Genomic DNA, 20,246 nt, shown 5'->3' with positions numbered 1-20,246 from the left:
CGGTGTACACACAAATCCGGGTTGAGTGCATCTATCCCGCCTCGGAATCAATTCCGAGTCTCATAGCGCAAGTCCTCTTGGGAGGACTCAACCACAAGTTCATTTCAGTCCACGCTTTGTGGATTTTGGCTATGAGCCTGGAACTAAAGTTCCAGGCTTGATGCGGTTTCATACAGCAAATTTTCGAGCAAACTATTTTTTACTCAGCACTCAGCACTCAGCACTTATTACTCAATGAGAAAACGACGACCAATCGCAGTTGATTTGTTCGCAGGCGCAGGTGGTATGACCCTTGGCTTTGAACAAGCTGGCTTTGATGTATTGGCCGCCGTCGAAATTGATCCTATCCACTGCGCTACTCACGAATTTAACTTTCCGGGGTGTACAGTTTTTTGTAAAAGCGTAGAAGACACCACAGGCAAAGAAATTCGCAAACGTTCCAAAATTGGCAGTCGTGAAATTGATGCGGTTATTTGTGGTAGTCCCTGTCAAGGCTTTTCCCTGATGGGTAAACGGGTTTTTGATGACCCGCGTAACTCTTTAGTATTTCACTTTCATCGATTGGTGTTAGAACTACAACCAAAATATTTTGTGATGGAAAATGTTCGCGGTATAACCGTTGGCGAACACAAACAAATTCTGAAAAGTTTAATTAGTGAGTTTCAAACTCACGGCTATCAGGTAGAAGAAAATTATCAAATTCTGAATGCTGCTCATTATGGTGTACCACAATCCCGTGAGCGATTATTTCTGTTAGGCGCGAGAGGAGATGTCAACTTACCCAAGTATCCCCAACCAATTACCCAAATAGCCAAGCCAAATCAGTCAATATCACAAAATGCTTTACCACTGAGTCCGACAGTGTGGGATGCAATTGGTGATCTCCCAGAAGTAGAAAATTATGCAGAGTTATTAGAAAAAGATTGGGTATTTGCTGATTATGGCAAACCGAGTGATTATGCCTTGATACTGCGCGGTATTAGTAATTTAGCAGATGATTATAGCTGCGATCGCCAATTCGATGCCCGCATTCTCTCTTCTAGTTTCCGCACTCAACACACACCCACAACCATTCAACGTTTTCAAGAAACTCCCCAAGGCGAAAGAGAACCCATCAGCCGTTTTCATAAACTGCATCCGGCTGGTGTCTGCAATACCTTACGCGCCGGAACAGATAGACACAGGGGTTCTTTCACTTCTCCGCGACCAATTCATCCCATGACACCCCGTTGCATCACAGTCAGAGAAGCTGCACGGCTTCATTCTTACCCAGACTGGTTTCGATTTCACGTCACTAAATGGCATGGTTTTCGCCAAGTCGGTAATTCTGTACCGCCACTATTAGCCAAAGCTGTCGCCACCGAGATTATCCGCAGTTTAAATACCATCCCCATCAAACCCAAGTTTCCACAGCAGCTAGGAGATGAAAAGCTATTGCAATTGAAGATATTGCAAGCTACACAACATTATTTAAAGACTTAAAATATTCAGATAAAAATCAAGTTATATTTTCTGCGATCGCATTACTTAGTACTAGTGGCATTTTTTTGAGCATAGCTAAGATTACGCTGATATTCAACAATCTTTTGCTGTGCTAGTACATAATTCGGACTAGATGAAGGTACTGATTGCATCAATGATATAGCAGTTTCCCATTGTTTAACAATGTTTTGCCACTCTGTTGAAGATTTAGCCGATTGCGTCAGATTAGCAGCACTAATCGCTTGATTCACAGCCTCACGAAAATTATCCAGTTGAGGTGATACTATAGGCAACTGTGAATCAACTGGTGTCGGTGTTGGCTGAGATGTTATTGATAAAGTTGGTGATTGATTGTTCGAGGAAGCAGACAATATAATCTTATTTTGAATATTTACTAATTTGATTATTAAACATAAAGCTGCAATTATTGATGTAATTAATATCCAAAGCCACTTTTTTTGCTTTAGATTCCAAAATTTTTGCTTGTTGACTTGATTAAATTTTGGCTCGATTTTAGGGTTTATTTTGGATGAAGTTGCGTATACTCCCATTTCATTTCGTAACTTATTAAACTCTATATTGATTTCTGAATCAGTACTTTTTTCATATTTAATTGCTTCTTTATTGAGAGAATAAACTGATATATATCTGAGTTTTACCAAGTATTCGACATGATATATTACAGAAGAAATAGAAATATAAAAAATCCCGAATATTACTATAATTGTTCTTTGATACTCCGTATAGTAAATGATAGGTTGATTGTAACTAATATCAAATATAGGCAGAAAAAAAGTAGTCAAAAGAAATGCTGTTAAACCAGCAATAATAATCACCAGCCAGCCGTACAAACCTTCCCACCAACTCATTAATCCTGGTAATAAACCTCTTGGTTTACCTATTTCTGGAGCTTGAATTTGAGAAAGAAAAGAACCAAGGAATAAATGTAAAAAATGGTGGGTAAAAGCAATGACTGGAATAGGAGAGAGAATGATTAATATATAGAGGATAACAAATAATTCTATACTTCCGGTTAAATAAGTTACACGGTAACTTACCATTCCAGCTTTTTCGACTATAAAGATAATAACTCGTAAAAATATGGCTAAAATCAACGCTTTTAGCCAAGAAGTGGGATAAGGAAACCATATAGGCCAAGGAGAATTATTCTGTTGCTCTTTGGTAAAATCCAGAGACTTTGGCTTTTTCATAAGTGATAAAAGGGAACATCAAGGTCATAACCTACTAGTTTTAAAATTCCCAATTTATCAGCCAAATAAACATTGAATTTTTTTATATCGTATACAAAAGCATTTAAGCGGAAATGTTGACTAAGTGTTATCTACAGCAAATTTAATCTTATGCTCTAGGTAAATATAGCCATTCTAAATGATTTATGCTCATCTCTCCTCGTCTCTATTCTTTTTAGTTCATCTATCAAATAGGGATGCTATATCTCTTCAAGGCATAGTAACAATCTTTTGACTTAGCGTGGAATTGTCATATTTCTTAACAAAAATACAAAATTTACTTTACACAAAATCTGAAAAAAACACGTCTTAAAATTACCTAAAAATTCCCTAATCTTTGAGATTTTCGCAAAAACGACTTATCCAGTTACTAAGAATATGAATTTACAAGAATAAGCTATAAAACTTAACCAATTATCTTATAAATTTATAGCAATTAGTTAGTTTGGTTGAAAAATATACCACATTTTACTATTTACATCCTATATCTCAAGGTAGAGAATAATGTTTAACATTATTTTGGGCAATCTAAGCAAATTTATGTCTTAGGGATGTTGGCTCAAAATTAGCCTGCCTAATTTTTCTTTGGTGCAACTGAGGTCAAATGACGCAATCATTTAATGCAGTCCAAGAGTGGGAAAAACGTCGAGATCAAGCAACCCGCTACTACCAGGAAGGAAAACTTCAAGAATCACTCGCCCTGGCAACAAAAAATCTAGAATTAGCTAGAGAAATTTCTGATCGAGCCAAAGAGGGTTATACATTAAACGACCTCGGTTTAGCGCACCTTGGTTGCTGGCAACCTCAAAAAGCATTAGAGTGTTTTGAGCAGGCGCTTTTGGTTGCTCAAGAGATAAGTAACGCCAGCGCCGAAGCCACCGCCTTGAGTAATCTTGGTTCTACTTACAGCCGTCTGGGAAAGTTTTCGCAAGCATTGAAATATTTAGATCAAGCCTTAGATATTTTTAGAAGATTGCACGATACTCAAGGTGAAGTTTCCACGCTCAATGATGTGGCACTAATTTACACCAAATTGGGAGAACCCAAACGCGCACTGTTGCTACAAAACCAAATTCTCTCAATGCGACGATTTTTAGGCGATTTTTCTGGTGAAGCAGCAACATTAAATGGTCTTGGGTTTGCTTACAGTCTTTTAGGCAAACATGGGCAAGCCCTAGAATATTTACAGGAAGCACTTTCTATTCAAAGAGCCGTGAAAAATTTGGTGGGTGAAGCAACCACGATGAATAATATTGCTTCTGTTTACAGTGATTTAGGTCAACCTAAACAAGCACTGCTAATTTACTATCAAGTACTTTTATCTCGTCGCGCCCTCAAAGACATTTCTGGTGAAGCCACAACCTTGAATAATATTGGTTATACCTACAGCATTTTAGGTAATAACTGGCAGGCGATGAAATTTTATAAACAAGCGATCGCAATTTATCAACAATTAGGCGATCGCTTGGGAGAAATTTCGACTTTACTAAATATGGGCAGTTTGTACGCATCAACAAAACGCAAAAGAAAAGCCCTATCTTGCTACCAAAATGCCCATGAATTATCTCAGCAAATCGAGTCTCAGCCACTTTTACAGAAAGTACAGCAGCACATAGACTCTCTTTTATAGAAGTTAGTTTTGAAAATGGGTGGTAGAGGAGTCGAACCTCTCTATGACGGATTAAAAGCCCGTTGCACAGCCGCTATGCCAACCACCCATAAAGAAAAGACAAGGGAGACAAGGAAGACAAGGGGTAGGGGGAAAAGGAGACGTACTCCCTACTCCCTATTCCCCAAATCAAAATCCACCAGGGAGGTACTGCCCCTCCTATAACTGTGTTATCAGCACAGCGCCTCACTTTTCGGCTTCAGGTGGAAGGCGGAAGATGGAGGAATTGAACCCCTGGGTGTTACCCCACCCCGGTTTTCAAGACCGGTTGCCAACCATTTAGCGGCATCTTCCATTCAAGGGTGTCTGACGGGGCTTAAACCCGCTATGACTGGTTCCACAAACCAGTGCCGCGATCGCTTTGGCTTCAGACACCATCAGTGGAATCAATGGGAATTGAACCCATAACCTCCTGCTTGCAAGGCAGGCGCTCTAGCCATTTGAGCTATGACCCCATGAAGAAAGTAAAAAGTGTAAAGTAAAAAGTAAAAAGAAATACTTAGGACTTACGCAATAACTCTCTAAAACTCTTATAACTTCGTGTCCTTTGTGTCCTTTGCGGTTCGTTTTTTCATACTTTTGCGTAAGTCCTGATACTTTTGCCTTTTAACTTTTAACTTTTGACTTGTTCAGGCGAGAGTGGTAGGACTCAAACCTACAACCTTCGAGTTAGAAGCTCGATGCTCTCTTCGATTGAGCTACACTCCCATTAATTGGTAGTCCTGGCAGGATTTGAACCTGCAACTTATTGCTTGTAAGGCAATTGCTCTACCATTGAACTACAGGACTACGCAAGCGATCGACGAGACTCGAACTCGTACCGTGAGTTTGGAAGACTCTGATGCTGCCGTTACACCACGATCGCACTTCATTCTGGAGCTGGTGACAGGAGTTGTAGACGCGGTAGCGGCTTCCCGTTCGGCAAAGCCGTTCCCGAAGGGTAGGGTACCTGCAACCTACTGATTACAAGTCAGTTGCTCTGCCAATTGAGCTACACCAGCACTTGTGAAAAAGTAAAAAATTTTCTTTTTCCTTCTTTTGCCTTTTAACTCTTGCGAGTTCGCCAGTTGCTTTATGCCGGGGAACCCGTCCACCGCACTGGCTCACTTTTTACTTTTGCCTTATTTGGTGACGGGGGCAGGAGTTGCACCTGCTGATATGAGGCTTATGAGACCTCTGAGCCACTCTTGCTCCATCCCCGCATTTCACCAATGCCCCTGACTGGATTTGAACCAGCAACCTCTTCGTTCTAAGCGAAGCGCCTCTTCCGGTTGGGCTACAAGGGCATACTTTGATTTTGGTACTCCCGACAGGAGTCGAACCTGCAAAAAACTAGATCCTCGGTCTAGTGCGTCTTCCGTTCCGCCACGGGAGCTTATACCAATTCGCAATTCGCAACTAAAAAACTTAGATGTAGCAAGGATTTTAGGGTTTACATATTTCTCAGATTTTTCGTGAAATGGTATTAGTACCCCTGACAGGATTTGTAGACGCGAAGCGGCTTCCCGAAGGGTAGCTGCAAAATCTGGACTCTGATTCCAGCACGTATGCCAGTTCCGTCACAGGGGCATATCGGGATGGCAGGATTTGAACCTGCAACCTTCAGCTCCCAAAGCTGCCGCGCTACCAAGTTGCGCCACATCCCGTTGGTACTCCTGGTGGGAGTTGAACCCACACAATTAACAGATTTTAAGTCTGCCGCCTCTTCCAGTTGGGCTACAGGAGCTAGTTTTGGTACTCTTGGTGGGAATTGAACCCACAACATACCGTTTTTGAGACGGCAGCCTCTTCCAATTGGGCTACAAGAGTATAAAGAAATTGGCTGCCTCGCTAGGACTCGAACCTAGAACTTCTGATCCAAATTCAGAAATGTTGCCATTACACCACAAGGCAATAAATGGTTGCCAGGGCAGGGTTTGAACCTGCAACCTCATCGTTCAGAGCGATGCGACTTTCCAATTCGTCCACCCGGCAATGAATGGCTGCCTCGGCAGGTATCGTAGACGCGAAGCGGCTTCCCGCAGGGTACCTGCGACCTTTCGCTTAACAGGCGATCGCTACTACCACTGAGCTACGAGGCAACGCAGCCCCCCAGGTCGGAATTGAACCGACGACCTCCTGTTTTTCAAACAGGCGCTACTACCAACTGAGCTACTAGGGGATAAGAAGGAGAGATGGGTAATTACCCAGTGGACTGGTTTAATTCAACTTGAATCAGCCACTCCACCATCTCTCCTATGTAACGAGAGCGGAGGGATTTGAACCCTCAAGTCTTCAGTTTCGTAGACTGAGATGTTATCCAGTTACACCACGCTCTCAATAGGGATTAGGGGCTAGAGGCTAGAGACTAGGGGCTAGGGCTAGTGTTTTTCTCAGCACTTTGAACTCAGCACTCAGGACTTTTCAGGCGGAGAGAGAGGGATTTGAACCCTCGACGAGTATTAACTACCCGTTTCCTCTTAGCAGGAGGATGCTTTTAGCCACTCAGCCACCTCTCCACAGTGGGTCGAGCAGGATTTGAACCTGCGAACAAAATAGAACAGTTTTACAGACTGTCGCCTTTAACCAGACTCGGCCATCGACCCATAATTCCCCCGACGAGAATTGAACTCGCATCTCCGCTTTGAAAGAGCAGCGACTTAACCGTTCGTCCACGGGGGCAAAAGAATTTTAGATTTTAAATTTTGGATTTTAGATTAAAAACTCAATCTAAAAGACGCTCGCGGACTCGCTAACGCTACGCTATCGGCAATCCAAAATCCAAAATTGTGTGACGCAGGGACTAGGATTTGAACCTAGAACATCGGATTTGGAGTCACGAGGTGTTGCCGTTACACCATCCCTGCATTAGCAGTGGCGGGAGTTGTAGACGCGATAGCGGCTTCCCGTTCGGCGAAGCCGTTCCCGAAGGGTAGGGTACCCGCATATACTCGGTTATGAGCCGAGAACTTTGCCGTTAAGTTACACTGCAACGTACCAAAGGCTGAGGTGAGAATTGAACTCACGATGTCGGTTTTGCAGACCAATGCCTTCAACCACTTGGCTACTCAGCCGTTTGGGAGCCTTGACGGGAGTTGCACCCGCTTCTCTGTGCTTGAGAGGCGCAGCGACTTATCTAGTCGTCCACAAGGCTACACGGGAGTAACGAGACTTGAACTCGCAACCTATCGCTCGACAGGCGATCGCTCTCACCATTTGAGCTATACCCCCATGATTGGTATCTGTGCCTAATGTTTAGAAGGAAAAAGTAAAAAGGCAAAAGAAAGATTTTTTACTTTTATCTTTTTAATTTTTCAAGGCACAGATAATTTTTGATGAACTTGCCCATTCCTTATTCAGTTTTCAAGGTTCGGAAAAATTACTTTGCTTGAGAAAACTTTTAACCAAATAACCGACGCTCTAAGTAATAAATCTTTTGTGTATTACTGATGTATTCGGCGGTTTTCGCTTGAGCCAATTGAGAATTTTTGGCTTTGATATCCTCTACTTCTGGTTGTTTAGAAGTGAGAGAGGCTTGGTTGACTGGCAACTTTCGTTGATTCCAGTGCCTGTTCTGTATGTTTGTGTAGAACATGACTTTTACCGTTTGGAGGCTTTGTCTTTCGCCTCACTACACATATACTACATAAATACTACAAAAGATGTCAAGGGGTTGAGGAAAAATTTTTTAAAATTGCTGAAAACCCTTATATTGCTTGGCTTTTGATTTATTAACCTCTCTAAAAAGTAAAACTACAAGCTTATGATGGGCTGAATATTTTTAGGAACCTAATGTGAAAGAAAAAGACCTGAAGTTATACAGAATATTTGGTTGTGTAGCGATCGCCTTTTGTGTAACAAGCTGTAGCACGTCTGCAAAATTGGAAAATACCCAACCAATGAACAAAGTCCATGCAGCACCAGTGCCAGATCAACCAGTAACCAGTCCAACAGATGCTAAATCACAGCCATCAACTAAGCCAGAAAACCTTAATTTCCAGGTTCCGGCGAAATTTCAAGGAAAAACCTTATATAAAATAGAGCCTAGTAATCAAGAGAAAGTTATTGCCTTGACTGTCGATGATGGCCCCTGGCCAAAAACAACCTTACAAATGCTGGATATATTCAAAGCAAATAACGTCAAGGTGACATTCTTTTGGGTAGGGAGTGCTTTACAAGCCAATCCTGAAATTGCCAAGCGAGTTGTAGCTGAGGGACACGCCATCGGCAACCATACTTGGCATCACTGGTACAAGAATATGGATGCAGCCACCGCCAAAAAGGAAATTGACCGCACCTCTGAATTGATTTACAAAACAACAGGAGTCAAAACAACTTTGTTTCGACCTCCTGGGGGCTTTCTAAATAATGGATTAGCAGCTTACGCCAAAAGCCAGAAATATTCTGTAGTTATGTGGTCTTTGACTTCCGCCGATACTGACCCCCGTGCTAAACCCCAAGCATTTGTCAATAATGTATTGAAAGGCGCAAAACCAGGAGCTATTGTTCTAATGCACGATGGTGGAGGCGATCGCCATAGAACAGTAGAAGCATTGCCACAAATCATCACAGGGCTGAAACAGCAAGGCTACCGATTCGTGACAATACCAGAACTGCTAGAAAAAAGTGGAAAGTAGAAGTATGAAATTTCACACTTCACACTTCATACTTCACACTTCATACTTCACCGATTCACAAGCTTGAGCTTCTTGCCACAGTTTTTGCAAAAAGAACTCAGTGCGATCGCTCATTGTGGTGATGAACACACCCACAGAATCTTCAGCACCATTCGATAGCCAAGAACCGCGCAGGGTAACTTCCACATATTCGCTATCGCAGATACACAAGGCGATGACTTCCCGATCATCTCGTTTCACCTCCGCCTTAAGTGCTTCTACCCCTGGTAGATCAACAGGGAGCAAAAAGGAAGCAGTACTGGGTTCAACACACAAATTTTGTCCAACTCGCATAGCGAAAATTACGCGCTGTGCTACCCACTCCTCTAGTGACTGAGGAATACACTCTAAACAAAAGCTCCTTTCGGTGTAAGTTAATTTCAGCATTCCTTATGCTCTCCTGCTATTCCAGGTTTGCTTGCACATTTGTCCAAAATTGTTCTGCAAAAGCGATCGCGGGGTGAATGGGTGCTTTTGGTATTTTCCGTAGCCGCATTCCAGTCTCAGACAAGGTGCGATCGCCTTTATGGGAGTTACATCTTTCACAAGCTGTGACTACGTTATCCCAAGTATGTAAGCCACCTTTGGATCGGGGGATGACGTGATCTAAGGTCAGACGTTTGCTGCTACCGCAATATTGACAAGTGTGATGGTCTCGCCGCAAAACTTCTCGCCGATTTACTGGTGGTACTTTCCATGTCCGTTCATTAGAGCCTATTTTCAAACGAATGTGTTTTGGTACGTCAATTACTAAACTGGGTGAATGAACTCGCCATCCGCCTTCAGTAGCAAAATCCAGTGGTTCTGCTTTGTTTGTTACTAACAGCACAATCGCTCGTTTGATATTTACGCGACACAGAGGCAAGTAATTTTGCGAAAATACCACTACGGATTGCTCTAACACTTGCATTACGCTCGTCACAGCTTCACTCCTTATTAAAAAACCCCCGCTTCTGGTCTAAGTGAAGCGGGGGTTAAAAATTTACCAAAAACTTCTCTGGTGTTATATCGGTACAGCATTCTCTTGTCTGTACCTCCCGCTTATTTTTTTCAGTTGTGGTTTTGCATTCAGCACGCCTATGCCGAGATATCTAAAATCATAATTCCCCTCTGTGACTAGCCAATGAATATGGCTACCATCGCCCATAAATAAATACTCCACTTCCATAGCGGCTGATTCCCAACGCAATCGGCAGTTGGTAGCACACAAGAAAGTAGAGATGGGGTAAATGGATTTCACAGAAAATTTCACCTATTGAACATTCCTTTAAACATACTACACTTGTATTACTATCCTGTCCATACCTTTAAGGAGAAAAAGTCATGCACACAATTACTCGCACCCCAACAACCGACATGGAAGTTACTAGCATTCGCCTAGAACGAGAACTCAAAGACAAACTTAAAGAAATAGCTGGCAATCAAGGCTATCAAGCCTTAATCCGCGATATTCTCTGGAATTATGTCCAGCAAAAATCCGGTGAGTGGAAGCCGCGATTTTCACGAGCCGACATTCGAGCTAGTATAGCCGCCACCGCCCAGCAGGAAGAACGTTGTGTACTCACGGGTCAATTAATTCAACCTCAACAGCCTATGTTATTGGGACTCACTCGAAATGGGGATATGGTTCCTCTCAGTGTCGAAAGTTTAGCTGGATAGTTGTTTATTCCTGGGAAAGCAGCTTGGTTATTCATTCCGGTAACTAAGCTGCTTTCCATCTTTAGGGGTTACACCCAATCAATATTTTTTATTTAAAATATTTATATATATTTGTTAAGCCATCAACACAGAAGTCAAACTCAAAAGCAAACTGGAGTTTTAGTCACAGGTATGTGATGACACTTGATACAGGAAATGACAAGTTTGATTACCACATCATCAATAATAAACAAGAATTTTATATTACAATCTACAAACCTTGTAGAGAGGGACAAACACACTCACAACGTTTTTCCGAGGTTCTGTCATAATAGAATTTAATTTTTTGCAAAGCCACAGAGATGTACTTAGCACAGGAAAAAGATTTGGCAACAAATATTACTAAAATTAATATATTAGCCAGTATTAATGCGGGAATACTTTTGAGAGTTTTTATCTTAATTCCAGAGAAATTACGGTTTATGTATAGTTACGGACAAGCTATCCTAGGCCAAAGTCTAGTACTTTAGGTCTGCATCCAAGCCCCAAACCCTCTGTAAGCAGTACCTTAATATATTTTAGAGATTTTTATATACCCATGTATAAATTAGTTTAATATACCAGTTACTTATTCATCTGCCAAAGAAAGGGGCTATAACAGGTGAGAGAAACTCTTGATAAAAGACTTGCCACTAACTAGGGTGCAGCGACATAACTAAATGAAAATAATATGCCAAGACATTGGGTGCATACGATATGAGGTCATTATTCAAAAGCGTGCCAGGAATGAAAAAAAGTTTATCATTGCCGCCACAGTGTCCAGATGACCTAGACAGACTACAATCATACCCACTCAAGCTGATGCAGCATCAGAACGAACCAACTCTTCAGTTGGTACAAAAAATTAATCACATCATCGCCAATAACTCAGCAACGACATTGATGCTGCAAGAAATTGCCAGATTACTGGGCAATGCCTTCAAAGTCGATTGCTGTTGTTTAGTCACAGTATCTGCCAGTACAGCAGCCAGTGAATCAATTGCTGCCCATTGGTGTTCTGATGAGTATTTGGCAATGCCGTATCCCGGTCAATTATTTTCCACAGAACATTTGTTAATGGACTCGCCTGTAGTTCAATGTGCGGCGGAACCCTTCACTATTGAGGATATTTCGACTATCCAAGATAGTCTGGTAGTGGGAGGACAACACATCCAAGTACCTATTAGATCAGTTTTGGCGATTCCTACTAGGTTTGCCGGACAAATCAATGGTGTTATTAGCCTGATTAAATTCCAGCAATACGATTGGAGTGAGTCAGAAAAGCAGCTGTTAAATTTTGTTGAGTCAGCTTGTGCGATCGCTTTTTCTCAAGTCGGTCAAATCAATTTAATCGCTTCACAGCAAGAGCATTTGCAAAAAAGCGAACAGCATCAAAGCTTAATCAAACAATTAACAATCTTAAGTCGGAGCAACTTGGAGCTAAATCAAATGCTCCAGTTAGCAATTTCCTCAACGGCCGAATCTTTACAGGCAGACCGAGGATTGTTGATCTTACTGAAATATAAAGATCCTTTATTTAGAGCTCAAACCAAAAAACAAGTTCCCAAAGCCAAGGCCACTGTAGCGGCGGAGTGGAATCGGAACGTACCCAGTGGCACAACTAGTAAATCAGATGTTGAGCCGCAGTCATTTTTGGTTTCTGAGTGTAGTTTGTGCCAACGTGTGTTTACAGACTCCGGCAAAGCCGTAGTAATTGAGGACTACACAGACCTGCAAGATATGGTGACGGTTGCTTCATTGTTTTCAGTGGGACTTTTACCGTCTTTGCTGTTAGTGCCATTAGAAAATCAAGGCAAAGTTCTAGGATTTATTGTCCTGCAACAAAAAACAGCCCGTAGTTGGCAAGCTTCTGAATTAAATTTGGTGGAAATGGTCTGCGCTCAAATGAGCAATGCTATTATTCAATCACAAACATTGCGGCAAGTACAGACTTTGGTAGATGAGCGCACAGCTAAACTCCAAAGTAGCCTAGAACTGCAAGCAAAGTTGCATGAAAAAACACGGCAATATGTTGAGCAGCTACGGGAACTCAATCATCTCAAAGATGAATTTTTGAGTAACATGAGCGATCGCTTGCGGTATCCACTGACAAACATGCAAATGTCCATCAAAAATTTGCGCTTACCGGGAATTCAACCAGAGCGTCAAGCCAGATACATGGATATTCTAGAGCAAGAATGTACGAAAGAAATTAACTTAATTAACGATTTGTTGACACTCCAGAAATTAGAGTCTAAGCAAGAACGTCCCCAGTTTGAAACCATAGATTTAAATACCAGAGTTCAAGCATTGACAACTAATCTGAACTCAAAACTATCAGCTAAAGCTTTAACTATAAATCTCGATTTACCCCAAGATTCTTTAAAAATACAGACTGAATTAGAAAGTTTTAACCGGATCTTGCAAGAATTATTCACGAATGCCTGTACATACTCGGAGCCGGAAACGGTGATTAATGTGCGAGCATATCACCAAGTTGAACAATTAATTGATCAAGTTATTATTAAAGTGACTAATACAGGACGGGGAATTTCTGAAGAAGAAGCAACCTACATCTTTGATCGGTTCCGTCGTGGTAAAGGTGGAAGATGGACTCCGGGAACGGGTTTAGGGCTTGCTTTAGTTAAATCTTTAGTACAGCATTTGAATGGAGCGATCGCCGTTGAAAGTACTCCTATTCCCAATTCTGAACAAAGCCAAGTTTGTTTTACTCTCACACTGCCACAATTTTCCGACGAAAGCGAATTATAACTTCAGACCGTGACTGAACAACACAACCTCACAGCTAACCTGGATTTCACCGCCCCTATTGACGACACTAGCCTAGATGACAATTTGGCTGTTGATACAGCTAATTTGCCCCCAGTAGTTGTCCAAATCGAGAAAATAGCGGAGCGCAAACGACAAATTTCTGCCACAATCCACATTCCTCATCCTGTGGAACGTATATGGCAAGTATTGACAGATTACGAAGCCTTAGTTGACTTCATCCCTAATCTTGCTAAAAGTCATTTACTGGAGCATCCTAACGGTGGTATTCGACTTGAGCAAGTAGGCTCTCAGCGTTTATTGAATTTCAACTTTTGCGCCCGTGTCGTTTTGGACTTGGAAGAACATTTTCCCAAAGAAATTAGTTTTTCGATGGTTGAGGGAGATTTCAAAGGCTTTTCTGGTAGTTGGAGCCTAGAACCCATTTCCCTTGATGGCACTATGGGAACTAACCTTTGTTACACCATCCAAGTCTGGCCTAAATTAACTATGCCAGTGACAATTATTGAACGTCGTCTGAGCAAGGATTTGCAACTAAATCTTTTAGCCATCTATCAGCGCGTAGAACAATTACCCTAATATTTCGTCAAGTTTCCCTGATTTAACTAGTTCTAAACAGGTAAACTTGACCTTTATTATTGGTAGTAATTTTGTTTAAAATACCCCCAGGGGAATTCGAATCCCCGTCGCCTCCGTGAAAGGGAGGTGTCCTAGGCCTCTAGACGATGGGGGCATAAGACTCTCGACTGTGCTTTAGTTTGATGCTGCCTTGCTGGTAAAGTACCCCCAGGGGAATTCGAATCCCCGTCGCCTCCGTGAAAGGGAGGTGTCCTAGGCCTCTAGACGATGGGGGCATCGCAATCAAACCTTTTATAAGTTAACTAATTTTTTCAATGATGTCAACGGCTTTTGCAAAAAAACAATTTTTGTTGCAAACAAACTCAGATGCGGAGAGAGGATGCAGACAGAAGTTGTAAGGCAGCCGGGGTGCAAAGGAGAATTAACAAAGGACAAATCACAAATGACTATTGACCCTTGAGTATGAACTACCACTTTTCTGGGAACTAGTGGACAATGGAGTATTGTACACAACCAAGTATGAAACAAAATCGCAAGTTAATCAGGTACAAAGGATCTAATGCGGTACTCTGGAGAAGTAGTTTTTACACTTCTTTACAAGAGATTTTGAAATCAATCGCTCAAAATCCACAACATGGAAGCATCTCTTGAAATCACCCTACAAATGGTGATCGCCGTTGTCGCAGGTATTAGCGCCCAAGTGATAGCTGCATACTTGCGTGTACCCAGTATTGTGCTATTGCTCTTCTTGGGTATTATCCTCGGTTCTGATGGTCTGGGACTGCTGCACCCCCATTTGCTGGGTACAGGATTAGAAGTAATTGTTTCTCTAGCGACGGCAATCATTCTGTTTGAAGGTGGACTGAATTTAGATTTACGAGAGTTAGGTAGGGTTTCAGTCAGCCTGCAATTGCTCGTTACTCTAGGAACACTAATTACACTCCTGGGCGGTAGTATGGCAGCCCATTGGCTGGGGGAATTTCCTTGGAATATCGCTTTTCTTTATGCTTCTATAGTCGTGGTTACGGGGCCGACGGTGGTTGGGCCGTTGCTCAAACAAATTAATGTAGATCGACAAGTCGCAACGCTATTAGAAGGGGAAGGGGTTTTAATTGACCCAGTAGGTGCGATTTTGGCATTCGTTGTCTTAGATACGATTGTGAATGGTGATGCTGACCCAGTGAATGCCATTGTGGGTTTAGTGATGCGTTTGGGGGTGGGTGCAGCAATTGGGGCAGTTGGTGGCTACCTGATGAGTTTGGTTTTCAAACGTGCTAGTTTGCTGTCGTTTGAGTTGAAAAATCTGGTAGTTTTGGCAATCCTGTGGGGTCTATTTTCCCTCGCCCAGACAATTCGCAGTGAATCGGGTGTGATGACAACGGTCGTTGCAGGTGCGGTGTTTGCCAATTCTTCTGTACCAGAAGAAAGATTGTTACGCAGCTTTAAAGGTCAGTTAACAATTCTCAGTGTGTCTGTATTGTTTATTTTGTTAGCGGCTGATTTATCAATCGCTAGTGTGTTTGCTCTGGGTTGGGGTAGTGTTTTAACGGTTTTAGTACTGATGTTTGTGGTACGGCCGATTAATATCCTGGCTTGTACTTGGAACAGTAACCTCAACTGGCGACAAAAATTATTTTTAAGCTGGGTAGCTCCGAGAGGCATTGTATCGGCTTCTGTGGCTTCGTTATTTGCCATTTTACTAACGCAGCATGGCATCAATGGTGGAGATGCGATTAAGGCTTTAGTATTTTTAACTATTATTATGACTGTGGTTTGCCAAGGGTTAACAGCTGGCGGCATTGCCCAGTTATTGCAAATCACCTCCAAAGATGCGACTGGAGTGGTAATTGTTGGTTGTAATCCTTTGAGTTTGTTAATTGCTCGCTTCTTTCAAGAACGGGAAGAATCTGTGGTGATGATTGACACTGACCCGGAACGCTGTGAAAAAGCCGCCGAGCAGAATATTCGTGTGATTGCTAGTAGCGCCCTAGATACGGGAGTTTTGGAAGAAGCTGAACTGGCTTCGATGGGGACTTTTTTAGCAATGACGAGTAACGGGGAAGTAAATTTTGTGCTGGCGCAACGGGCGGCGGAAGAATTTAATCCTCCACGGGTGTTAGCTGTATTTCCGCGTGATCCTCAAGCTAGTAATGGCGGAAATCAAAAGACGGTGAGTCAAGCTTTTGTCAGTGAATTAACAATTAAGACTTGGAATGAGTACCTGAATGACGGGCGTGTGAAGTTAGGGACAATTACTTTGGATGCAGCAGATGTTGACGGTCAACAAGAACGCATCCAAGAAAAAATTCGGACTGGGGTGCTGCTACCGCTACTCTTAGAACGAGAAGAGCGTCTCCAAGTTATGCCAGCTAATTATGACTGGGAAGTAGGCGATCGCATTATCTATTTACTGCACGACCCCAGACCAAATTTGTTAAAACGCTTGTCTGGTGCAAGTCAATCCACACCGTTAGTTATCGAAAAGTTACCAGAATTAGAAGAAGTTGCTGTACCAACTTTGGCTCAACTTTCTACTAGCGAAGTTTCAGGAAGTTGATTTAAAACTTCTGCTGTATAAGTTTGCTGTTCTTGCCAGACAAGCGCCAGTAAATGTACCACAGCCAAAATTAAGGTAGCCACCGCCACTATGTAACTGTGGATGGTGTAAAGATGTTCAACTGTGAGGGTGTTAATCGCGCCACCGCCAGTTAAGATATTTCGCAATTGCCCGCCAATCAAGGGAATGGCTTCGATGGTTCCCAATTCAATGCTGAACCGCCAGTATCCTTCTTGTGTCCAGTCGAGGAGCATAGCTGTCCAATCTAGCCCGATCGCACTTAAGGTTAACAAAATTCCGCTTACCCAAGCAACTAGCCAACTCTGGCTAAATTGTCGCCCTAAAAACATCACGACAATCTGCACCAAGGCGATCGCAATTAAACCGTTACCTGCGATTTCGTGGGTTCGGTAAAACAGCCAGCCATAAGGCACTTGAGTGTTAATCATTTTCAAAGAATTGTAAGCGCCACCTGCTGTCGGTTCGTAATAAAAAGACAGCAAAACGCCAGTGGTAGTGTAAATCAAGCACAGGGTCAGAATTACGACTGATAATACCGTTGCGAGTCGTCGCAAAATTCTCTCGAACTGGGTGCTTTGCATGGTTCACCCCTCCTGATTTTTAAAAAATATATATTTTTATTACATTCTACATAATTAATCTAAATATTTGTTGAGGTTATTAAAGATATATGTATTTTCAAAGCAAATATTTTACCCAAACCTGGATTGCTTCTGGGGAACCGTACCAAATTCCCGGACTTCTGGGTGAGTGTCTCACGCCTTCAATGATTAGATTTTCGGCTTCTGCTAGATGGGCGGCGGCAATGGGAGTGATACCATCTCCCCAGGTATTACCTTGGCCGCAGGTTAATTGGTAACTACTGTAAGCCAACCAATTACCAGGCCGTCTTGCGCCCAGAATAGTTTTGCCAGCCACACAGACATAACGGACATTTTTGTAAAATGCGCCGGGATAGTTGTTGGTTACAAAGTCTAAATTCCAACGTGTCCAGCGTTCTTGGCTGATATGAGGTGTACCTAAAGTGATGAGGGAGGCGACTAAAGGATGAGCATTCCAAATGGATGGATGAGTTTGATTGCGGGGAGTGTAAGGTTTTTCTCCTAAATAAATCCGGGAAATCCAACCGCCGGCTGAATGTCCAATTAGGTTGATTTGCTGGGACTGATATTGCTCCAATATTTGTTTAACAGTCAGGTCAAGCTTTTGCAAAATGGATGTGACAGGCCTACCGCCAATGGTGGGGAGCCAATCGCGCCGTCTTAGTGGTACTGTAACTGTGGGAAACCCCAACTGTGTTAGGGATGTTTCGAGAGGGCGGTAGGCGATCGCACTTTCTAAATAGCCAGGGACAATAACTGTAGGTAACGGCATTTTGTGATGAAAATCCGAATTTTATAGTTAGATTATGATGTCATTAAAATATCAGTAATTAGCAATCCCTACTTATTAGCGAAACAGCTAACTTAGCCACAATTAAAAACTAGCTGATGTGATACCATGTCATCTGGATGCAATTTCTGGCATACAATTGACTAAGTGCCTACTGCCACAACTCAACTGACTAAATAACATTTATACTGCTATTTGAGTCGGGTAAATTTTAGATTGATATACCTCTAGACTGATGCGTGGATTTTCACTGCCAACTACTGTAAGTGTCAGTTGGGACTGCGTAAATCTATACACAAGATAGAAATTATTGAAGCGTTAACTATTTAATTCACATTTTGATTTGCATCTGCAACCAAAAGAGATAAAATTGCGTCATTAAAAAATTGAAACCTGACAAAAAATCTAAATTTTGTCGTTTTGAATTTTACCCAAGAAGTTATTCTCTTTAGAAGGGCGCATTTTGTACCATCAAGATAATATTGATTTGCGAAAAAACTGTAACTGAGCCGAGTGAACGATAACAGCTATGTCTTACGTCTCCCTACTAAAAAATATACCTGAAATTTTAAGCCAGCCAACTGGAATCGCTGCTTTAGCTTCAGTTGGGATTCATGGCGCTATTGCACTGATTGTGCCATTAATGCCAGTAGATCCCAGTAAACCAAAAGATGCAGCGTCATCAAAATCAGTGGGTATTTTGGAGTTAAGCCAAGCTGATCAAAATCGTTTACCCCAAACTCCTGGTACATCTCAATTTGCTGTGCAACCACAATTACCAACATTGTCGCAACAGCAACTAGCACTACAACCACAAGCACTTCCGCCTAACTTTGGTGGACAAACAACTGTCATTCCTCCCTTACCACCATCTGGTTATACACAGTCAGTAATACCATCCATACCGACTACTTCTAATAACTACCGGATCTCCTCAATGCCTGGTAGGCAGTCTATACAATTTCCCAGACAAAGTTATGGCTTTGACTCCCGTTTTAAAGTTGGGAACCAAAAATTTACTGCTGCAATTCCGAATTTTGATAACAAGCCAGTCATTCCCGAAAATTCGCAACCGCAATTACCAGATTTACCCCCAGCACAAATACCACCGGACATCCTCAATAGTCCAACTCCCAATCCAGCATATAGCTCAAGTGTGACAACTGCAAATAGCAAAGTTACTCCCCAATCTGTACAGCCTGAGCCTGAGAATAATGTGGCGACTAATCCCAACCCAAATTCGGGAACCGTCATCAATCAAACACCCAAGACAGGGGATAATACAACATCAACCGCAAATCTCCCTGCTTTAAAGCCAATCAATACACCGAACTTACCGACAAAAGCTCCTAACCAAACGCTAATAGCCCAAGTTCAATCTTACGAAGAACTGCGAAAAGAATTACAACAGAAATACCCTAATTCAGAAGAAAAACCCGTGATTCGGGATACAGTTCCTGTGAGTAAAACAGGTGTAGAAGGCACAGTACTAGGGGTTTTAGTAGTAGATCCTGATGGCAAAGTATTAGATATCAAATTCCAAGATAAATTGCTTTCTCCAGCACTGTTATTAAAAACAAGACAATATTTTAATGCTAAGTCTTTGAAGGGTGAGAAAACAATTAGCCGTTACCCATTTAACCTGCGTTTTCAAGATGGTAGCAACACTGCGGGAGATGGTTCACAACAGACACCATCAGCGACTAATCAACCAGCAACAGATAGCCAGCCAATCATTCTTCCCGCAGGTAATAGTAGCAAACTCAAGCCTAATCCAGTGGTGACATCTCAACCATTGACTACACCTGCTGGTGATAACCTGCAACCTAAATCATCAACATCTATAACTAATCGGAATCAATTATCTTCTTCTCAAGAACCTAATCCTGAACTAATTCAAAAGTTACGTGATGTCAAGGAAAAAAGAGAAAATTCTGATTCAGGGAAATAAAATTTGCCAAATGTTTGCTGATTTTATCCTGAATAATTCGTAGTGAAGCAATTCAGGAGAAACTGGATAAACAGAAACAGCAAAGTACAGGTTAATGGCGTTGCTATAAAACAAGTTACAAAATTAGCGATCGCATAAATAACAAATGCGATCGCTATATTTTAGAACCATTGTTGTTTTTAAGCTAATACAAGGGAAACTTGCTTAACTGAACCGTATTAGT

At 42.0% G+C, this 20,246-nt stretch carries 16 protein-coding genes and 26 tRNA genes; 8 read left to right on the top strand and 34 right to left on the bottom strand.

What is annotated here, in order from left to right:
• Positions 1-234: 234 nt before the first annotated feature.
• Positions 235-1,482, top strand: coding sequence for a DNA cytosine methyltransferase (locus tag H6G79_RS07480; RefSeq protein WP_190588252.1), 1,248 nt, complete (start codon positions 235-237; stop codon positions 1,480-1,482).
• Positions 1,483-1,523: 41 nt separating this feature from the next.
• Here H6G79_RS07480 and H6G79_RS07475 read toward each other — a convergent pair whose 3' ends face one another.
• The gene (locus H6G79_RS07475; protein ID WP_190588253.1) at positions 1,524-2,693 is read right to left on the bottom strand and encodes a hypothetical protein; all 1,170 of its coding nucleotides are present in this window, start codon (positions 2,691-2,693) and stop codon (positions 1,524-1,526) included.
• 643 nt (positions 2,694-3,336) lie between these two features.
• Here H6G79_RS07475 and H6G79_RS07470 point away from each other — a divergent pair.
• Complete coding sequence (locus tag H6G79_RS07470; RefSeq protein ID WP_190588254.1) at positions 3,337-4,362, top strand: tetratricopeptide repeat protein; 1,026 nt, start codon at positions 3,337-3,339, stop codon at positions 4,360-4,362.
• Positions 4,363-4,378: 16 nt separating this feature from the next.
• On the opposite strand, the gene H6G79_RS07465 is transcribed toward H6G79_RS07470, so the two are convergent.
• From H6G79_RS07465 to H6G79_RS07340, 26 genes are all read right to left on the bottom strand, one after another.
• A tRNA-Lys gene (locus H6G79_RS07465) sits at positions 4,379-4,450 on the bottom strand.
• Positions 4,451-4,782: 332 nt separating this feature from the next.
• Positions 4,783-4,856: transfer RNA gene (locus H6G79_RS07460), tRNA-Ala, on the bottom strand.
• Between the two features lie 179 nt (positions 4,857-5,035).
• Positions 5,036-5,109 (bottom strand) — tRNA-Arg (locus H6G79_RS07455).
• Between the two features lie 6 nt (positions 5,110-5,115).
• Positions 5,116-5,190: transfer RNA gene (locus tag H6G79_RS07450), tRNA-Val, on the bottom strand.
• 5 nt (positions 5,191-5,195) lie between these two features.
• Positions 5,196-5,266: transfer RNA gene (locus H6G79_RS07445), tRNA-Gly, on the bottom strand.
• A gap of 9 nt (positions 5,267-5,275) precedes the next feature.
• A tRNA-Thr gene (locus H6G79_RS07440) sits at positions 5,276-5,402 on the bottom strand.
• A gap of 125 nt (positions 5,403-5,527) precedes the next feature.
• Positions 5,528-5,603: transfer RNA gene (locus tag H6G79_RS07435), tRNA-Met, on the bottom strand.
• Between the two features lie 10 nt (positions 5,604-5,613).
• Positions 5,614-5,687: transfer RNA gene (locus H6G79_RS07430), tRNA-Leu, on the bottom strand.
• Between the two features lie 12 nt (positions 5,688-5,699).
• Positions 5,700-5,776 (bottom strand) — tRNA-Leu (locus H6G79_RS07425).
• A 197-nt stretch (positions 5,777-5,973) separates the two neighbouring features.
• Positions 5,974-6,047, bottom strand: a tRNA-Pro gene (locus H6G79_RS07420).
• 1 nt (position 6,048) lies between these two features.
• A tRNA-Leu gene (locus H6G79_RS07415) sits at positions 6,049-6,127 on the bottom strand.
• Positions 6,128-6,133: 6 nt separating this feature from the next.
• Positions 6,134-6,210, bottom strand: a tRNA-Leu gene (locus H6G79_RS07410).
• Between the two features lie 10 nt (positions 6,211-6,220).
• A tRNA-Gln gene (locus tag H6G79_RS07405) sits at positions 6,221-6,294 on the bottom strand.
• 5 nt (positions 6,295-6,299) lie between these two features.
• Positions 6,300-6,375, bottom strand: a tRNA-Gln gene (locus tag H6G79_RS07400).
• Between the two features lie 5 nt (positions 6,376-6,380).
• A tRNA-Asn gene (locus tag H6G79_RS07395) sits at positions 6,381-6,482 on the bottom strand.
• A gap of 6 nt (positions 6,483-6,488) precedes the next feature.
• Positions 6,489-6,562 (bottom strand) — tRNA-Phe (locus H6G79_RS07390).
• An 82-nt stretch (positions 6,563-6,644) separates the two neighbouring features.
• Positions 6,645-6,719: transfer RNA gene (locus H6G79_RS07385), tRNA-Arg, on the bottom strand.
• 90 nt (positions 6,720-6,809) lie between these two features.
• Positions 6,810-6,899: transfer RNA gene (locus H6G79_RS07380), tRNA-Ser, on the bottom strand.
• A 4-nt stretch (positions 6,900-6,903) separates the two neighbouring features.
• Positions 6,904-6,986 (bottom strand) — tRNA-Tyr (locus tag H6G79_RS07375).
• Positions 6,987-6,990: 4 nt separating this feature from the next.
• Positions 6,991-7,061: transfer RNA gene (locus H6G79_RS07370), tRNA-Glu, on the bottom strand.
• A gap of 114 nt (positions 7,062-7,175) precedes the next feature.
• Positions 7,176-7,247 (bottom strand) — tRNA-Trp (locus H6G79_RS07365).
• The gene (locus tag H6G79_RS07360; protein ID WP_190588255.1) at positions 7,233-7,406 is read right to left on the bottom strand and encodes a hypothetical protein; all 174 of its coding nucleotides are present in this window, start codon (positions 7,404-7,406) and stop codon (positions 7,233-7,235) included. Before H6G79_RS07360 ends, H6G79_RS07365 begins: the two co-directional genes overlap by 15 nt.
• Positions 7,382-7,454, bottom strand: a tRNA-Cys gene (locus tag H6G79_RS07355). The genes H6G79_RS07360 and H6G79_RS07355 overlap by 25 nt, the downstream gene beginning before the upstream one ends.
• 3 nt (positions 7,455-7,457) lie before the next feature.
• Positions 7,458-7,534 (bottom strand) — tRNA-Glu (locus H6G79_RS07350).
• A gap of 3 nt (positions 7,535-7,537) precedes the next feature.
• Positions 7,538-7,611: transfer RNA gene (locus H6G79_RS07345), tRNA-Asp, on the bottom strand.
• Between the two features lie 169 nt (positions 7,612-7,780).
• The gene (locus tag H6G79_RS07340; protein WP_242048225.1) at positions 7,781-7,930 is read right to left on the bottom strand and encodes a hypothetical protein; all 150 of its coding nucleotides are present in this window, start codon (positions 7,928-7,930) and stop codon (positions 7,781-7,783) included.
• A gap of 244 nt (positions 7,931-8,174) precedes the next feature.
• Between H6G79_RS07340 and H6G79_RS07335 the strand changes: the two genes are divergently transcribed.
• Entirely contained in the window at positions 8,175-9,017 is an 843-nt protein-coding gene (locus H6G79_RS07335; protein ID WP_313933889.1) for a polysaccharide deacetylase family protein, read from the top strand.
• A 33-nt stretch (positions 9,018-9,050) separates the two neighbouring features.
• Here the strand turns inward: H6G79_RS07335 and H6G79_RS07330 are convergent, their stop codons facing one another.
• The 3 genes from H6G79_RS07330 to H6G79_RS07320 all read right to left on the bottom strand — a co-directional run bounded on the left by H6G79_RS07330 (position 9,051) and on the right by H6G79_RS07320 (position 10,308).
• A complete protein-coding gene (locus H6G79_RS07330) occupies positions 9,051-9,443 on the bottom strand; it encodes an alr0857 family protein (protein WP_190588257.1) in 393 nt (130 codons plus the stop codon).
• A gap of 16 nt (positions 9,444-9,459) precedes the next feature.
• Positions 9,460-9,978 (bottom strand): HNH endonuclease, encoded by a 519-nt coding sequence (locus tag H6G79_RS07325; protein WP_190588258.1) that lies wholly within the window; start codon positions 9,976-9,978, stop codon positions 9,460-9,462.
• A gap of 81 nt (positions 9,979-10,059) precedes the next feature.
• Positions 10,060-10,308 carry a hypothetical protein gene (locus H6G79_RS07320; protein WP_190588259.1) on the bottom strand — a complete coding sequence of 83 codons (249 nt, stop codon included), beginning with the start codon at positions 10,306-10,308 and terminating at the stop codon, positions 10,060-10,062.
• Between the two features lie 71 nt (positions 10,309-10,379).
• Here H6G79_RS07320 and H6G79_RS07315 point away from each other — a divergent pair, with 71 nt between their 5' ends.
• From H6G79_RS07315 to H6G79_RS07305, 3 genes are all read left to right on the top strand, one after another.
• Positions 10,380-10,715, top strand: a complete 336-nt coding sequence (locus tag H6G79_RS07315; RefSeq protein ID WP_015113795.1) for a hypothetical protein — start codon at positions 10,380-10,382, stop codon at positions 10,713-10,715.
• 765 nt (positions 10,716-11,480) lie between these two features.
• Positions 11,481-13,505, top strand: a complete 2,025-nt coding sequence (locus H6G79_RS07310) for a GAF domain-containing protein (protein WP_190588260.1) — start codon at positions 11,481-11,483, stop codon at positions 13,503-13,505.
• A 9-nt stretch (positions 13,506-13,514) separates the two neighbouring features.
• Complete coding sequence (locus tag H6G79_RS07305; RefSeq protein ID WP_190588261.1) at positions 13,515-14,102, top strand: SRPBCC family protein; 588 nt, start codon at positions 13,515-13,517, stop codon at positions 14,100-14,102.
• Between the two features lie 81 nt (positions 14,103-14,183).
• On the opposite strand, the gene H6G79_RS07300 is transcribed toward H6G79_RS07305, so the two are convergent.
• Together H6G79_RS07300 and H6G79_RS07295 are read right to left on the bottom strand one after the other, a co-directional pair.
• Positions 14,184-14,256: transfer RNA gene (locus H6G79_RS07300), tRNA-Glu, on the bottom strand.
• Between the two features lie 48 nt (positions 14,257-14,304).
• A tRNA-Glu gene (locus H6G79_RS07295) sits at positions 14,305-14,377 on the bottom strand.
• Between the two features lie 359 nt (positions 14,378-14,736).
• Here H6G79_RS07295 and H6G79_RS07290 point away from each other — a divergent pair.
• Positions 14,737-16,659 (top strand): sodium:proton antiporter, encoded by a 1,923-nt coding sequence (locus H6G79_RS07290; RefSeq protein ID WP_190588262.1) that lies wholly within the window; start codon positions 14,737-14,739, stop codon positions 16,657-16,659.
• Here the strand turns inward: H6G79_RS07290 and H6G79_RS07285 are convergent.
• On the bottom strand, positions 16,626-17,261 hold the full coding sequence (locus tag H6G79_RS07285) for a cytochrome b N-terminal domain-containing protein (RefSeq protein WP_190588263.1): 636 nt from the start codon (positions 17,259-17,261) through the stop codon (positions 16,626-16,628). The two genes, H6G79_RS07290 and H6G79_RS07285, sit on opposite strands and share 34 nt — an antisense overlap.
• A 97-nt stretch (positions 17,262-17,358) precedes the next feature.
• On the bottom strand, positions 17,359-18,054 hold the full coding sequence (locus tag H6G79_RS07280) for a triacylglycerol lipase (RefSeq protein WP_190588264.1): 696 nt from the start codon (positions 18,052-18,054) through the stop codon (positions 17,359-17,361).
• Between the two features lie 547 nt (positions 18,055-18,601).
• Between H6G79_RS07280 and H6G79_RS07275 the strand changes: the two genes are divergently transcribed.
• A complete protein-coding gene (locus H6G79_RS07275; RefSeq protein WP_190588265.1) occupies positions 18,602-20,023 on the top strand; it encodes a hypothetical protein in 1,422 nt (473 codons plus the stop codon).
• Positions 20,024-20,246 lie beyond the last annotated feature (223 nt).

The sequence above is a fragment of the Anabaena sp. FACHB-83 genome, assembly GCF_014697485.1.
Classification (GTDB): Bacteria; Cyanobacteriota; Cyanobacteriia; order Cyanobacteriales; family Nostocaceae; genus Nostoc_B.
This window is presented reverse-complemented; position numbering and strand designations above follow the sequence as displayed.